This window comes from Roseovarius nubinhibens ISM (assembly GCF_000152625.1).
In the GTDB taxonomy this organism is placed as follows: Bacteria; Pseudomonadota; Alphaproteobacteria; order Rhodobacterales; family Rhodobacteraceae; genus Roseovarius; species Roseovarius nubinhibens.
Map to the genome: position 1 here is coordinate 1,992,402 of NZ_CH724156.1, position 13,756 is coordinate 2,006,157.

Below are 13,756 nucleotides of genomic sequence, written 5' to 3' on the forward strand. Positions count from 1 at the left end.
TCAATGCAGGTTGGGCTGATTGCCCTGACCTTTTTCGTCGATCAGGTGGCCGCGTTTGAACCGGTCGAGCCGCATCTCGGTGGCCACCGGGTGCGGCACGTCGCGGGCGAGAAGATGCGCGTAGCAATAGCCCGAGGCGGGCGTCGCCTTGAACCCGCCGTAGCACCAACCGCCGTTGAAATAGAGACCGTCGATATGGGTCTTGTCGATGAAGGGCGAGCCGTCCATCGACATGTCCATGACGCCGCCCCAGCTGCGCAGGAGGCGGGCGCGTCCGATGATCGGCATGATCGCCATGCCGCCTTCGGCCACGTCTTCGACCACCGGCAGGTTGCCGCGCTGGGCATAAGTATTATAGCCGTCGATGTCGCCACCGAAGACCAGCCCGCCCTTGTCGGACTGGCTCACATAGAAATGGCCCGCGCCAAAGGTGATGACGCCGGGCAGCACGGGTTTGAGACCTTCGCTGACAAAGGCCTGCAGCACGTGGGATTCGATCGGCAGGCGCATCCCGGCCAGGGCCGCCACCCGCCCCGACGAGCCGGCGACGCACATCGCCACCTTGCGGGCGCGGATCGGCCCGCGCGAGGTCTGCACGCCGCGCACCACGCCGTTTTCGACGTCGATGCCGGTGACTTCGCAATTCTGGATGATGTCGACGCCACGGCTGTCGGCGCCACGGGCATAGCCCCAGGCAACCGCGTCATGGCGCACGGTGCCGCCGCGCCGCTGATAGAGACCGCCCTTGATCGGAAAGCGGGCATTGTCGAAATCGAGGAAGGGCAGTTCGCGGCGCAGCTGGGCCTCGTCGGCGAGCTCGGCATCGGCCCCGGCGAGGAACATCGCGTTGCCGCGCCGCACAAAGGCGTCGCGCTGTGCGTCCGAGTGAAACAGGTTCAGGATCGAGCGCTGCGACACCATGGCGTTATAGTTGAAATCCTGCTCGAGACCTTCCCAGAGCTTGAGCGACATTTCATAGAAATGCTCGTTGCCGGGCAGCATGTAGTTCGAGCGGATGATCGTCGTGTTGCGCCCGACATTGCCCGAGCCAATCCAGCCCTTTTCCAGCACCGCCACATTGCGCACGCCAAATTCCTTGGCGAGGTAATAGGCCGTGGCGAGCCCGTGACCGCCGCCGCCGATGATGATCACGTCATAATCGGGTTTGGGATCGGGCTCGCGCCAGACCGGTTTCCAGCCTTTGTTGCCGGTCAGCCCTTCGCGGAGAATCCGGAGTGCAGAATAGCGCATGATGCGGTGCCCCTGTGTTTGATCGCGCCTAGCATCGTGGAAAATCCCGGAATGGACTTTTCCAATATGGTCGATTATTTGTCCGATATGGACATGTCCGCCCTTCCTTCCCGGCCCGCACTACGGATCGGCATTCTGCCGCTGCCGGGGTTTGCCATCCTCTCCTATGCCGCCACGGCCGAGATGCTGCGCGCCGCGAACCTGCAGGCGCGCGCGCCACTCTATGATGTGGTCAATATCGCGGTCACCTTGGGCGAGGCGGCGCAGAGTTCCGGGGCGGCGCAGGTCACCTGTCAGGCGCAGGTGGGCGAGGATCTCGACCTCGAATATCTCTTTGTCATCGCCGGCGGTGACCCGGTGAGCTTCGACGACAGACGGGTTCTGTCATGGCTGTCGCGCATGGCCCGCAAGGGCACCAAGATGGGCGGCGTGTCGGGCGGGCCGGTGATCCTCGCCAAGGCGGGGCTCATGGAGGGGCGGCGGATGACGGTTCATTGGGAACATGCCGAGGCGCTGGCCGAGATGTCGCCGCATCTGATGATCGAACGTTCGCTCTATGTGATCGACCGCGACCGGGTGACCTGTGCTGGGGGCACGGCGCCGATGGATCTCATGCATGCGCTGATCGCGAGCCATCATGGCGCGCAATTCGCCCGGATGGTCAGCGACTGGTTCATGCATACCGAAGTGCGCCCCTCGGCCGGGCCGCAGCGCGCCGGGCTGGTGGAACGGGTCGGCAGCCGGGTGCCCGCCATTCTCGACGCGGTGGAGATGATGGAAAGCCATGTGGCCGATCCGGTGACGCTTGCCGATCTGGCGGGGATCGCGGGCGTGTCGCCGCGTCAGCTCAACCGGCTGTTTCGTGACAAGCTCGGCCAGAGCACGATGGTCTATTACCGCGACCTGCGGCTGCGCACGGCGCAGGCACTTTTGCGCAACACGCCGCTCAGCCTGACGCAGGTGGCGCTGGCCACCGGGTTTGCCAATTCGGCGCATTTCTCCCGCGCCTATGCCCAGAGCTTTGGCGAGCCGCCCTCGGCCTATCGCTGATCGGCGATGACCCGTGCGGCGCGGCCTGCGATGGCCGCTGCGCCCTTGACCGAGGGGTGGATCATGTCGGGGGCGTGAAAGCTCGCATCGCCATGGGGCACGAGATCGGCAATCGAGACAAAGGTCACGCCCGGGTCGCGGCTGGCCATCAGCGACACGCGGCCTTCGAGCGCGTCGGCTTCATTCTTGCAATGCTCGATGGGCGAGCCGCGCCCGGGGCTGCGCAGATAGCCGAGATAGATCACCCGCGCGCCGCTCTGGCGCAGTTTGCGCACGAGATCGGGGATATGGCCGCGTTCGCCATCGGGGGTGATCAGGCGGCTGAGCCGAGGTCCGCAGCGCCCGCACCCACAGCCGAACCACAGGTCATTGCCACCACCGTTGAGCACCACCCAGTCCCAGGGCCCGGGGCGGTACTGGCTGGCGATCTTGACGCCGAGGCTGCCGGAAATCGGCAGGTTGTAGATATAGCGCGCCCCATAGACCGACCGGTCGGTGACGGTTTCGCCCAATTGCCGTTCAAGGACGTGACCGATCGAGCGCCCCGACATCTGATGGGTGGCAAGCATACTGTCGCCCATCACCAGAATGCGGGATTTGCCCGCGCTCGGGACGGCTTCGGTACAGGCGGCGAGGCCCAGACAAGTGATCAGAATAAGGAAAAAGCGCATCAGTCTCTGTTTTACGGGGAAAATTGCGGGCTAGCGGCGGCTGGCTGGCGCGAACAACAGGAACTGATCACAATACACGGCCTTTTTGCTCGATCTGGAGGGGTTTGTCTGCTAAAAAATGTAGCATAGCCAAGATGGGGCGGTCCTAGCGGACCAGCCCCTTGATCGCGGCAGCATGGGCGTGGCTGGCCGAGAGCGTGTCCTGGGCCAGCTCATGCGCTATGTCGATCTGTGTGCCCGGTGTCACGATCCGGTCGACCAGACCCCAGTCATAGGCGGTGGCGGTGTCGATCTTTTGCCCGGCCATCAGGATCATCTTGGCCCGCGCGGGGCCGACCAGCGCGGCGAGCCGGGCCGGGTCAGACGGCTGGGGCAGAAAGCCGAGCTTCATCACCGGGTAAAAGAACTTGGCCCCTTCGGCCGCGATGCGGATGTCGCAGGCGAGCACCATGCCCATGGCGCCGCCCGCCACCGTGCCATTGAGCGCGGCGATGGTCAGGCAGGGCAACGCGGCGAGCGCAGCGGAGAGCCGTTCCCAGACCGCGCTCGTGGCAAGCCCGGCGCGGGCGGCCTCGAGATCGGCCCCGGCGCTGAACACCTTGCCGGCACCGGTCAGGATCAGAACGCGGGCCGCGTCTGGCGCGGCGGCGGCCTCGGCGATATCGGCCAGCTCCGAGAGCATCGCCTCGGTGAGCGAATTGGCCTTGTCCTGCCGGTCGATGGTGGCGGTCCAGATGCCGCCCGTTTTGTCGAGTGTGATCATGTCAGCCCCACGGTTTTGCGAATGTCGGGATCGCGCAGTGAAATTTCTTGTCCCAGCCAGGCATCCGCCTCTGGGCCGCACATCCATAGAAGCGCGCGGGCGGGCCAGTCGGGCGGCACGTGATCCGACCAGTCGAGTGTGCTCACCGGGTTGAGACCGCTGGCCTTGATCGCCACCTGCATATCGGTGGCCACCGTGCCGGGCGAGAGCGCCAGGATGCGCAGGCCCTGACCTGCGGTTTCGAGATGCGCCGCCTCGGTGAGCATCGCGGCCCCGGCCTTGGAGGCGCAATAATGGCTCCAACCTTCGAGCGCGCGATGGGCCGCACCCGAGGAGATCGTGATGATCGTGCCACCGCCGGAGTTGAGCATCACCGGCATGGCGGCGCGCATCCCGTGGTAGATCCCCTTGAGATTGATATCGATGGCACGACCCCAGCCCGCCGGGTCGCTCTCGGCCAGGGGCGCGATCGGGTCGATCACCCCGGCATTGCCGATGAGCACATCGAGCCCGCCAAAATGCGCCACGACCTTTTGAATGGCCGCCTCGTAATCGGCGTAATCCGCCACGTCGCAGGGCAGGGCCAGCGCTGCGTCGCCGATTTCCTGCGAAAGCTCGGCGAGCTGATCGGTGCTGCGCGCCAAGAGGGCGACATTGGCCCCTTGGGCGGCGAAAATCCGCGCGGCTGCGGCCCCGATCCCACGGCTTGCGCCGGTGATCAGAACCGTTTTTCCTTCAACTGTCATGGATTGCCCCCATATTGTGTTTGCAAATTGGTATCGTGTGCAGGCATCGAAGGTCCAGCAGGAACCGCCTGGTTCCAGACGCGAGGGATGGCCGCGCCCAAACTGGATTTGGCGCCGCGAATTGGTGAACGAAAGGATTAGGTCATGAGTTTTCAGAAGGTTATTGGTGGAGGGGCGATGATTTTGGCCCTGTCGGGTCAGGCAAGCTGGGCCGAGGTGAGCCCGCGGGACGTCTGGGCCGATTGGACCACCTATATGGAAGCCTATGGCTATCGGGTGAGCGCGACAGAGACCGACCGGGGCGACCGATTGGTGCTCAGCGATATCGAATTGCAGGTCGAACTGCCCGAAGGCGAGACCGAGGGCGGCGTCACCATCGCGCTTGGTGATATCACGTTGGTGGGCATGGCGGGCGGCACGGTCAGTGTCGATATTCCCGACCGGATGCCCATTCTCGTCACGTTCACCGGCGAGGATGGCAGCGGCGAGGCCAAGCTCGACTATACCACCGAAGGCTATGAGATGATCGTCTCGGGCGCGCCGGAAAAGATGGTCTATGATTACAAAGCCAGCTCCGTTGGTCTGGCATTGACCGAGTTGACCGGCGCGGAAGACGCGCTCGAGATCGCCACGGCCAGCGTGACGGTGGCCGATGTTGTCGGGCAGTCGCGCTCGGAAACCGGTGATCTGCACCGCATGACGCAAGAGATGACCACCGGTGCCGTGCGCTATGCGGCGGATTTCAAAAGCGCCGAGAAGAGCGAGCGATTCGTCTGGGACGGCGAAAGCGCCTCGATGACGTTCAACAGCCGCTCGGACGTGCCGCAATCGCCGGATTGGTCGGATATGCCTGCCCTGTTAAAAGGCGGTTTTGCCGTCTCGGGCGATTTTGGCTTTGGGGCCGGCCGGAGCAATTTCACCGTCACCGAGGACGGCGAGACCGTGCAGGGCAAATCGAGCAGCCAGGGCGGTACTCTGGCGATGCGGATGAATGGCGAGCGACTTGGCTATGAAGGCCGGTTCGACAGTCTCGCGATGGAGATCGTCGGTGGCGACCTGCCGTTCCCGGTGGCCTTTGATGCGGCGAAGGCGGGGTTCAACCTCGGCATGCCGCTGAGCAAGCAGGACGCGCCGCAGAAGTTTGATCTGGGCCTGCTGCTGGGCGATTTCACCATGTCGGATTTCATCTGGGGCCTGTTTGATCCGGCGGCCAAGCTGCCGCGCGATCCGGCCACGCTCGCGATTGATCTGAGCGGCACGATGACGGTGCTGACCGACCTTCTCAGCGAAGAGAATATCGCCAGCGACGATGTGCCCGGCGAATTCAACTCGGTAAGCCTGAACGAGTTCCGGCTGAGCCTTGCCGGGACCGAGCTGACCGGGCGGGGCGCGGTTGAGATCGATAACAGCGACCTGAGCAGCTATGACGGCATGCCGAAACCGGTGGGCGATGTCGAGCTGACGCTCAAGGGCGGCAATGCGCTGCTCGACAGCCTTGTCGAGATCGGGCTCATCCCGCAGGAGCAGGCGCTTGGCGCGCGTCTCATGATGGGCATGTTCACCGTGCCGGTGAGCGGGCCGGATGACCTGAAATCGCGTATCGAATTCACCGAGAACGGCCAGGTTCTGGCGAATGGCCAGCGCATCAAGTGACAGGCCAAGTCAGCGCGCCTTCGGCGTCTGAATGACCTGACGATGACCCCGGAAGGGCCGCCCGATCCCGGCGGCCCTTGCTCCTTTGGGGGCGAGGGGCTACCTCCGTGGTGAGCAATCTGGAAAGGCCCGAGATGAGCGTGACCCCCGATCTATTGACCGAACACTTGTTGGACGCGGCCCGGCGGGCCGGTGCGGATGCGGCGGATGCCATGGCCATCGCCGGTCAGTCGCTGGCCATCGATGTGCGGGCCGGACAACTGGAACAGGCCGAGCGGGCCGAAGGCGTCGACATCGGGTTGCGGGTGTTGGTGGGGCAGCGGCAGGCGAGCGTGTCGGCCTCGGATATTTCAGCCTCGACAATCACGGCGCTGGCAGAGCGGGCCGTTGCCATGGCCCGCGAAGCCCCCGAAGACCCCTATATCGGGCTGGCCTCCGACGATTTGCTTGCCAAGGATTGGGACATCGCGGCGCTCGACCTCTGCGAGGACGCGCCCGAGCCCGAGCCCGCCGCGCTGCAAGAGGCGGCACGGGCGGCGGAGGCCGCGGCACAGGCGGTGGCCGGTGTGACCCAGGTGCAATCGGCAAGTGCGGTCTATGACCGGCGGCAGATTGCGCTGGCCACCAGCGCCGGCTTTGCGGGGGGCTATACGCTCACCGATCATGGGCTGTCTTGCGTGGCGATTGCCGGGCAGGGCGCGGGGATGGAGCGCGATCACGACGGCGATGGCCGGGTCTATCACGCCGATCTGCGCAGCCCCGAAGAGATCGGCCGCCTCGCGGGCGAACGGGCGGTCGAGCGGCTTGGCGCGCGCAAACCGCCGACCGGGGCCTATCCGGTGCTCTTTGACGAGCGCGTGGCGCGGTCGCTCATCGGGCATCTGCTGGGCGCGGCCAATGGGGCCTCGGTGGCGCGCGGCGCGTCCTGGCTGCGCGACCGTCTGGGCGAGCAGGTGCTGCCCGAGGGGATGGATATCGTCGAAGATCCGCATCGGCCCCGGGTCATGGGCTCGCGCCCCTTTGATGCCGAAGGCCTGCCGACGCGGCGGCGGTCCTTGGTGGAAAACGGCGTGCTCACGGGCTGGATTCTCGATCTGGCCAATGCCCGCAAGCTCGGGTTGGAGCCCACCGCCAATGCCAAGCGCGGCGTCGGCAGCCCGCCGAGCCCCGGCAGCTGGAACATCGCCCTGACGCAAGGCACGAAGAGCCGCGACGAATTGCTTCGGGACATGGGCACAGGGCTCTTGGTGACCTCGATGATCGGTTCGACCATCAACCCCAACACGGGCGATTATTCGCGCGGCGTATCGGGCTTCTGGGTCGAGAATGGCGAGATTTCTCATGCCATCAACGAGGGCACGATTGCGGGCAGCCTGCCCGAGTTTCTGCGCCGCATGACCCCGGCCAATGACGCGCGCACGCATCTGTCGCATGTGGTGCCGTCGCTTCTGGTGGAGGGGCTGACCCTTGCCGGGGCGTGATCTCGACCTGCTGAGCGAGGCGGCGCGCGAGGCCGGCGCCATTGCGCGGCGGTTCTTTGAGGCGGGCACGGCCGAAAGCTGGGACAAGCCCGATGCGGCGGGTCCGGTGACCGATGCCGATCTGGCGGTGAACGGGATGCTCAGCGCCGAGCTGCGCCGCGCCCGGCCCGACTATGGCTGGCTCTCGGAAGAGAGCGAGGATGGCGCGTCGCGTCTCGCAGATGAGCGGGTGTTCATCGTCGATCCCATCGACGGCACCCGCAGTTTCATCGCGGGCGAAAAGGCCTGGGCGCATTCGCTGGCGGTGGTCGAGCGGGGCGAAGTGGTGGCGGGGGTCGTCTACCTGCCGATGATGGACAAGCTCTATGCCGCAGAGCGGGGCGGTGGCGCGACGCTCAACGGGGCAGCGATAAAGGTGGCACGGACCAAGGATCTGTCAAAAGCGACGGTGCTTTCGGCCAAGCCGAATTTCGCAGACAAACATTGGAAGAAGGGTCAGGCGCCCGAGGTAAAGCGCGCCTATCGCCCGTCGCTCGCCTATCGGCTGTGCCTCGTGGCGGAGGGGCAGTTCGACGCGATGCTGACCCTGCGCCCCACGTGGGAATGGGATATCGCCGCCGGCGATCTCATCCTGCGCGAGGCGGGGGCGGTGACGGGCGACCGGACGGGGCGTGATCTGCGGTACAACAACCGTCTGCCACAGGTCGATGGTGTGGTGGCGGGCAACGCGGCGCTGCATGCCGCACTCACCAAAGCGCTGGCCTAACTCAGCGGCGCACTTCGGGATCAGGTCGCAGGGCGAGCACGAAATCGACCACCTTCTGCGCGGGCATCTCGCAGGGTTTGAGCCGCGCGCCGCTCGCCAGCCGGTAGAGGTTGAGCGAAATGTAATCCGTGCCGCCCAGCTCTTCGGCCACCAGTTTCTGTACCTTGTCGCCGGAAAACCCGCTGCGCGTCACCACATAGCGCCGCCCATCGGCCGTGCCGGTAAAGCTTCCCTCCGGCAGCGCGTCGAACGCGGCAAGGAAGGCTTCGATCATTTCTTGCCGATCTTGGGCTCGGTCCCGGCGCGTAGCCGCGCGATATTGTCCTTGTGCCGCCAGAAGATGATGCCGCCGAGGATCAGGCTGAGGATGAGCATCTCGCCATGACCGAGGACCATGATCCAGACCGGGGCGAGCGCCGCCGCCATCAGTGCCGAGAGTGACGAGATGCGCGCGATAAGTGCTGTCACCAGCCATGTGGCGCAGGCCGCGATCCCGACGGGCCAGGCCAGCGCCAGCAAGAGGCCGAGAAATGTCGCCACGCCTTTGCCGCCACGAAAGCCGAGCCAGACAGGGAAGCAATGCCCGGCAAAGGCCATCAGCCCCGCGATCTGGGCCGCGTCTTCGCCCGCCATGGCCCGCGCCAAAAGCGCCGCCACCGCGCCCTTGGCCCCGTCGAGCACCAGCGTTGCAAGCGCCGCCCCCTTTGAGCCGGTGCGCAGCACATTGGTCGTGCCGATATTGCCAGAGCCGATTTCGCGCAGATTGCCGAGCCCCATGGCGCGGGTGATGACGATGCCAAAGGGGATCGAGCCCAGCAAATAGCCGAGCATGGCCCAGAGCAGCAGCATGAGCGGAGCGGTGTCGATGGGGGGCATCAGGAGGCCTCGAATACAGGGGTGCCAGCCACATAGGTCGCGAGAACCTTACCCTGCATGCGCGCGCCGTCAAAGGGCGTGTTCTTGGATTTGGAGTTGAGCTTCCAGCGGTCGAGAACAAAGGGCGCGTCCGGGTCGAAGAGCACCAGATCGGCCGGCGCGCCTTCGGTCAGCCGTCCGCTGGCCAGCCCGAGCCGCTTGGCCGGGTTGAGCGACATCGCCCGGAAAAGTTCGGCCAGCGTCAGATCGCCGGAATGGTAGAGCCGGAGCGCGGCAGGCAAGAGCGTCTCGAGCCCGACCGCGCCGCTCGCGGCCTCCTCGAAAGGCAGCCGTTTGCTTTCCTCATCCTGCGGGGTGTGCATCGACGAGATGATGTCGATGAGCCCGTCGCGCAGCGCTTCGATCACCGCCTGCCGGTCCTCTTCCGAACGCAGCGGCGGCTTGACCTTGAAGAAGGTGCGATAGTCGGCGATGTCGAGCTCGTTCAACGTCAGGTGATGGATCGACGTGCCCGCCGTGATGTCGAGCCTGTTGCGCTTGGCCCGGGCCAGCGCGGGCAGGGCGCGGGCGGTGGTGATCTGATCCGCGTGATAGCGCGCGCCGGTCATCTCGAGCAGCGCGATATCGCGGTCGAGCCCCATCCGTTCCGCCATCGGCGTCACCGCCGGAAGGCCGCGCAGCGAGGCGAACTTGCCCGAACTCGCGGCAGCCCCTTGCGACAGGCCCGGCTCTTGCGGATGCGCGATGACCAGCGCGCCACAGGCGCGGGCATAGGTGAGCGCGCGGGAAAATACCTTGCTCGAGGTGATCACATGATCGCAATCGGTGAAGGCCACCGCGCCCGCATCCATGAGAAACCCGATCTCGGTCATCTCGCGGCCCTCACGCCCCTTGGTCAGCGCCGCCATCGGCAGCACGTTGACCGGCGCGGCCTCATTGGCGCGGCGCGCCACAAATTCGAGCGTTTCGGGGTTGTCGATTGCAGGCAGCGTGTCGGGACGGGTGACCATGGTGGTGACCCCGCCCGCCGCTGCCGCCCGCCCGGCAGAGCGATAGCTCTCCTTGTGCCGCTCGCCCGGCTCGCAGACCTTGACGCCGATGTCGACAATCCCCGGCGCGAGGCATTTGCCACGACAATCGACCGTTCTGTCAGCCTTGGGCGGCGCGTCTTGCCCCGTGGCCGCGATACGCCCCTGATCGATCAAGAGCCAGCCTTGCGCCTCCTCGGCGCTGTCCGGATTGATCAGGCGGGCATTGGTCAAAAGGGTCGTGGTCATGCGGGCATCCCCTTGCTGAATGGCTCGCGGGCCGTAATGCAACGTTTTCGCGCCAAGAGCCAGACGCCTTTGCGCCTAACCCGCATCGGAGGTTTGGGCGTCGCGCTGCACCTGCCGCATCAGGTGATTGATCCGTCAGGCGATCCAGACCATCAGCGCCGTCAGCGCAAAGAGCACCAAAAGCGCCACCATGGCGACCCGGCCCAGAATGGCGTTGTTTGAGGGTGTCTTGACCGGGGCGGTGTGCACCGCGCCCTGTGCGCCACCGGCGGGCAGGGGCGTGAACTCGACCGCTTGGCCCGCTTCGCGCCAGGTCCCGACCCAGCGCAGCGGCGCGCGCGGGCGCAGCGTCTCGGCCCGGCCCTCGAAAGCGCCCGAACTCAGCACCAGAACATGGCCATCGACCGCGTCGATCATCGCACGGTCCTGCGCCAGATCCTCGGGCGCCACGCCCAGCCCTTCGGTGAGATAACCCACGAGCCCCAGCCCGGTGAGATCGCTCACCGGAAAGACTTCGACATATTCGGGATCGAGCCTGTCGACCCCAAGTGCGGCTGCGAGCGCCGGGCCCTCGCCCGCCAACCCGGCAAATTCGGCGATCTCCTCGGGCGGCAATTGCACCCGAAACAGACGGATGACGCCATGTTCCTCGGCCGGGATCTGGATCGTGTCGCTCATACCATCACCTCCTTGGGGCGGGCGCGCAGGTTGCGGGCCAGCAGGTCCATCGCGGCCATGCGTACGGCCACGCCCATCTCGACCTGCTCCTGAATAACGGAACGGTTGATGTCGTCGGCAAGTTCCCCATCGATTTCCACGCCCCGGTTCATCGGCCCCGGATGCATGATGATCGCATCCTCCTTGGCGTGGCTGAGCTTTTCGGCATCAAGCCCGTAGCGGTGGTAATATTCGCGCTCCGACGGGATGAACCCGCCATCCATCCGCTCGCGTTGCAGACGCAGCATCATCACCACATCCACATCTTTGAGCCCCTCTTTCATGTCGTCGAACACTTCGACGCCAAATTCGCCGATCCCCGACGGCATGAGCGTCGGCGGCCCGATGAGACGCACGCGGTTCTCCATCTTGCCCAGTAGCAGGATGTTCGACCGTGCCACCCGGCTATGGGCGATGTCGCCGCAAATGGCGATCGACAGACGATGCAGCCGGCCCTTGGCGCGCCGGATCGTCAGCGCATCGAGAAGCGCCTGCGTCGGATGCTCATGCCGCCCGTCGCCCGCGTTAAGCACCGCGCAATTCACCTTCTGCGCCAGCAGATCCACCGCCCCGGAATGCGGATGCCGCACCACCAGAAGATCGGGATGCATCGCATTGAGGGTGAGCGCCGTATCGATGAGCGTCTCGCCTTTCTTGATCGAACTGGCCTGCATCGCCATGTTCATCACATCCGCACCAAGCCGCTTGCCCGCCAGCTCGAAACTGGCCTGGGTGCGGGTCGAGTTCTCAAAGAACATGTTGATCTGGGTGAGCCCGGCCAGCGCGTCGGAATGTTTCATGTCGCGCCGGTTGAGATCGACATATTGATCGGCCAGGTCGAGGATCGTCGTGATCGCGGCAGGCGACAGGGGTTCGATCCCCAAGAGATGACGGTGATCAAAGGACATGGCGCACTCCGAGCGGCTTGAGGGGCGGAAAATTGTCCGGGTTATAGGCCCGGATGCCCCCTGCGGCAAGGCATAGCCCAAAGAGCCGCCGCGCCTCTTTCTGGGGGCAAATATCCATAGGGCAACCGCGACCACAGGCACCACGCCCGCGCAGGAGGCGCTTTCAAGTGACGGGCAAGCGCGGTAGCTTGGGCACATGGATTCGGCGCTAGATTTTCACACCGCCCGCGCCCTGCTCGAATGGCAGGTCGAACTGGGTGCGGACGAGGCCATCGGGGATAGCCCGGTGGATCGCTACGCGCTTGAACCGCGGGCGCCAAAACCCGCGACGCCTGCCGCCGCGCCGAGCCCGGCGGAGGCCGCGAAACTGCCGCCCGTCGCCGCCCCCAAGACCGATCCCGTGGCCGAGGCCCGCAAATCTGCCCTCGCGGCGCAGGATCTGGCAGGGCTCAAGGCGGCGATGGCGGGCTATGAGCATTGCGAACTCAAGCGCGGAGCGCGGCAGCTGGTGTTCTCGGACGGCCATCCCGGCGCGCGGGTCATGCTCATCGGCGAGGCGCCGGGCCGTGACGAGGACCGCGCGGGCAAGCCTTTCGTCGGGCAGGCGGGGCAGATGCTCGACCGGATGCTGGCGGCCATCGGGCTCGACCGCGGATCCGACGATCCCGGCCAGGGCGCCTATATCACCAATGTGATGCCATGGCGGCCGCCGCAGAACCGCGACCCAAGCCCCGAGGAAATCGCCATGATGGTGCCCTTCATGGAGCGGCATGTGGCGCTGGCCAATCCCGATCTGCTGCTGCTGGTGGGCAATATTTCTTGTCAGGCGGGGCTTGGAAAACGCGGCATCACGCGGCTGCGCGGCAACTGGACCGAGGCCTATGGCAAACCGGCGCTGCCGATCTTTCACCCGGCCTATCTGTTGCGCATGCCGAGCGCCAAGCGCGAGGCCTGGGCCGATCTCTTGAGCCTCAAGGCACGGCTCCAAGGCCTCACATGAAAATCCTGGCCTTCTCCGATCTGCATGGCGCGCCGTCGCGGGCCGCAGAGCTCGTCGAGGCGGCGCAAGAGGCCGATCTTGTGCTCGGGGCGGGGGATTTCTGCAATCATCGCAACGGTCTGGCCGAGGCGCTAGCGCTGCTCGACGGGATTTCTGCGCCACGGGTCTTTGTCCCCGGCAATCATGAGAGCGCCGAGGAATTGAGCCAAGCCGCCGGACCCGGCGTCACGGTGCTGCATGGCGCGGGCTGTGAGATTGCCGGGCTGCGGATCTTCGGGCTGGGCTATGGCGTGCCGGTCACGCCCTTCGGCGACTGGTCCTGCGACATGACCGAAGACATGGCCGAGGCACAGCTCGCGCCCTGCGCGGCGGCCGATATCCTCTTGCTGCATTCGCCGCCCAAGGGGCTGGCGGATCGGACGGGGCAACGGCAATCGGTCGGCTCGACCGCCATTCATGCGGCCATTGCCCGCATTCAGCCCCGGCTTGCGCTCTGCGGTCATATCCATGACAGCTGGGGCGTGCGGGGGCGGATCGGCGCGAGCGAGCTGGTCAATCTTGGCCCCGTGCCCAATTGGTTTGAACTGGAGTGACCCG

The 13,756-nt window shown here is 65.7% G+C and carries 15 protein-coding genes; 6 read left to right on the forward strand and 9 right to left on the reverse strand.

The genetic code is table 11. The features are described 5' to 3' along the window. The gene (locus ISM_RS09535) at positions 1-1,251 is read right to left on the reverse strand and encodes a sarcosine oxidase subunit beta family protein (RefSeq protein ID WP_009813944.1); all 1,251 of its coding nucleotides are present in this window, start codon (positions 1,249-1,251) and stop codon (positions 1-3) included. Positions 1,252-1,344: 93 nt separating this feature from the next. Here ISM_RS09535 and ISM_RS09540 point away from each other — a divergent pair, with 93 nt between their 5' ends. Further along, positions 1,345-2,301 carry a GlxA family transcriptional regulator gene (locus ISM_RS09540; RefSeq protein WP_254655675.1) on the forward strand — a complete coding sequence of 319 codons (957 nt, stop codon included), beginning with the start codon at positions 1,345-1,347 and terminating at the stop codon, positions 2,299-2,301. Here ISM_RS09540 and ISM_RS09545 read toward each other — a convergent pair. The 3 genes from ISM_RS09545 to ISM_RS09555 form a co-directional block, all read right to left on the reverse strand. Then, a complete protein-coding gene (locus ISM_RS09545) occupies positions 2,292-2,972 on the reverse strand; it encodes an SGNH/GDSL hydrolase family protein (RefSeq protein ID WP_009813946.1) in 681 nt (226 codons plus the stop codon). The two genes, ISM_RS09540 and ISM_RS09545, sit on opposite strands and share 10 nt — an antisense overlap. Before the next feature lie 145 nt (positions 2,973-3,117). Continuing rightward, the gene (locus ISM_RS09550; protein ID WP_009813947.1) at positions 3,118-3,735 is read right to left on the reverse strand and encodes an enoyl-CoA hydratase/isomerase family protein; all 618 of its coding nucleotides are present in this window, start codon (positions 3,733-3,735) and stop codon (positions 3,118-3,120) included. Next, positions 3,732-4,481 carry an SDR family oxidoreductase gene (locus ISM_RS09555; RefSeq protein ID WP_009813948.1) on the reverse strand — a complete coding sequence of 250 codons (750 nt, stop codon included), beginning with the start codon at positions 4,479-4,481 and terminating at the stop codon, positions 3,732-3,734. The genes ISM_RS09550 and ISM_RS09555 overlap by 4 nt, the downstream gene beginning before the upstream one ends. A 144-nt stretch (positions 4,482-4,625) precedes the next feature. Between ISM_RS09555 and ISM_RS09560 the strand changes: the two genes are divergently transcribed. The 3 genes from ISM_RS09560 (at position 4,626) to ISM_RS09570 (ending at position 8,381) form a co-directional block, all read left to right on the forward strand. Further along, a complete protein-coding gene (locus ISM_RS09560; RefSeq protein ID WP_040617995.1) occupies positions 4,626-6,134 on the forward strand; it encodes a DUF2125 domain-containing protein in 1,509 nt (502 codons plus the stop codon). Between the two features lie 134 nt (positions 6,135-6,268). Continuing rightward, positions 6,269-7,615, forward strand: coding sequence for a TldD/PmbA family protein (locus ISM_RS09565; RefSeq protein WP_009813950.1), 1,347 nt, complete (start codon positions 6,269-6,271; stop codon positions 7,613-7,615). Beyond that, on the forward strand, positions 7,602-8,381 hold the full coding sequence (locus ISM_RS09570) for an inositol monophosphatase family protein (protein ID WP_009813951.1): 780 nt from the start codon (positions 7,602-7,604) through the stop codon (positions 8,379-8,381). The genes ISM_RS09565 and ISM_RS09570 overlap by 14 nt, the downstream gene beginning before the upstream one ends. Before the next feature lies 1 nt (position 8,382). Here the strand turns inward: ISM_RS09570 and ISM_RS09575 are convergent, their stop codons facing one another. The 5 genes from ISM_RS09575 to ISM_RS09595 form a co-directional block, all read right to left on the reverse strand. Beyond that, on the reverse strand, positions 8,383-8,655 hold the full coding sequence (locus ISM_RS09575; RefSeq protein WP_009813952.1) for a hypothetical protein: 273 nt from the start codon (positions 8,653-8,655) through the stop codon (positions 8,383-8,385). Then, on the reverse strand, positions 8,652-9,257 hold the full coding sequence (gene plsY, locus ISM_RS09580; protein ID WP_009813953.1) for a glycerol-3-phosphate 1-O-acyltransferase PlsY: 606 nt from the start codon (positions 9,255-9,257) through the stop codon (positions 8,652-8,654). The genes ISM_RS09575 and plsY overlap by 4 nt, the downstream gene beginning before the upstream one ends. Then, positions 9,257-10,534, reverse strand: a complete 1,278-nt coding sequence (gene pyrC, locus ISM_RS09585; protein ID WP_009813954.1) for a dihydroorotase — start codon at positions 10,532-10,534, stop codon at positions 9,257-9,259. Before pyrC ends, plsY begins: the two co-directional genes overlap by 1 nt. Positions 10,535-10,669: 135 nt before the next feature. Next, positions 10,670-11,212 (reverse strand): hypothetical protein, encoded by a 543-nt coding sequence (locus tag ISM_RS09590; RefSeq protein ID WP_009813955.1) that lies wholly within the window; start codon positions 11,210-11,212, stop codon positions 10,670-10,672. Beyond that, on the reverse strand, positions 11,209-12,159 hold the full coding sequence (locus ISM_RS09595) for an aspartate carbamoyltransferase catalytic subunit (protein WP_009813956.1): 951 nt from the start codon (positions 12,157-12,159) through the stop codon (positions 11,209-11,211). The genes ISM_RS09590 and ISM_RS09595 overlap by 4 nt, the downstream gene beginning before the upstream one ends. A 196-nt stretch (positions 12,160-12,355) precedes the next feature. Between ISM_RS09595 and ISM_RS09600 the strand changes: the two genes are divergently transcribed. Both ISM_RS09600 and ISM_RS09605 read left to right on the forward strand, forming a co-directional pair. Continuing rightward, entirely contained in the window at positions 12,356-13,159 is an 804-nt protein-coding gene (locus tag ISM_RS09600) for a uracil-DNA glycosylase (protein ID WP_009813957.1), read from the forward strand. Next, complete coding sequence (locus ISM_RS09605) at positions 13,156-13,752, forward strand: metallophosphoesterase family protein (RefSeq protein WP_009813958.1); 597 nt, start codon at positions 13,156-13,158, stop codon at positions 13,750-13,752. The genes ISM_RS09600 and ISM_RS09605 overlap by 4 nt, the downstream gene beginning before the upstream one ends. Positions 13,753-13,756 lie beyond the last annotated feature (4 nt).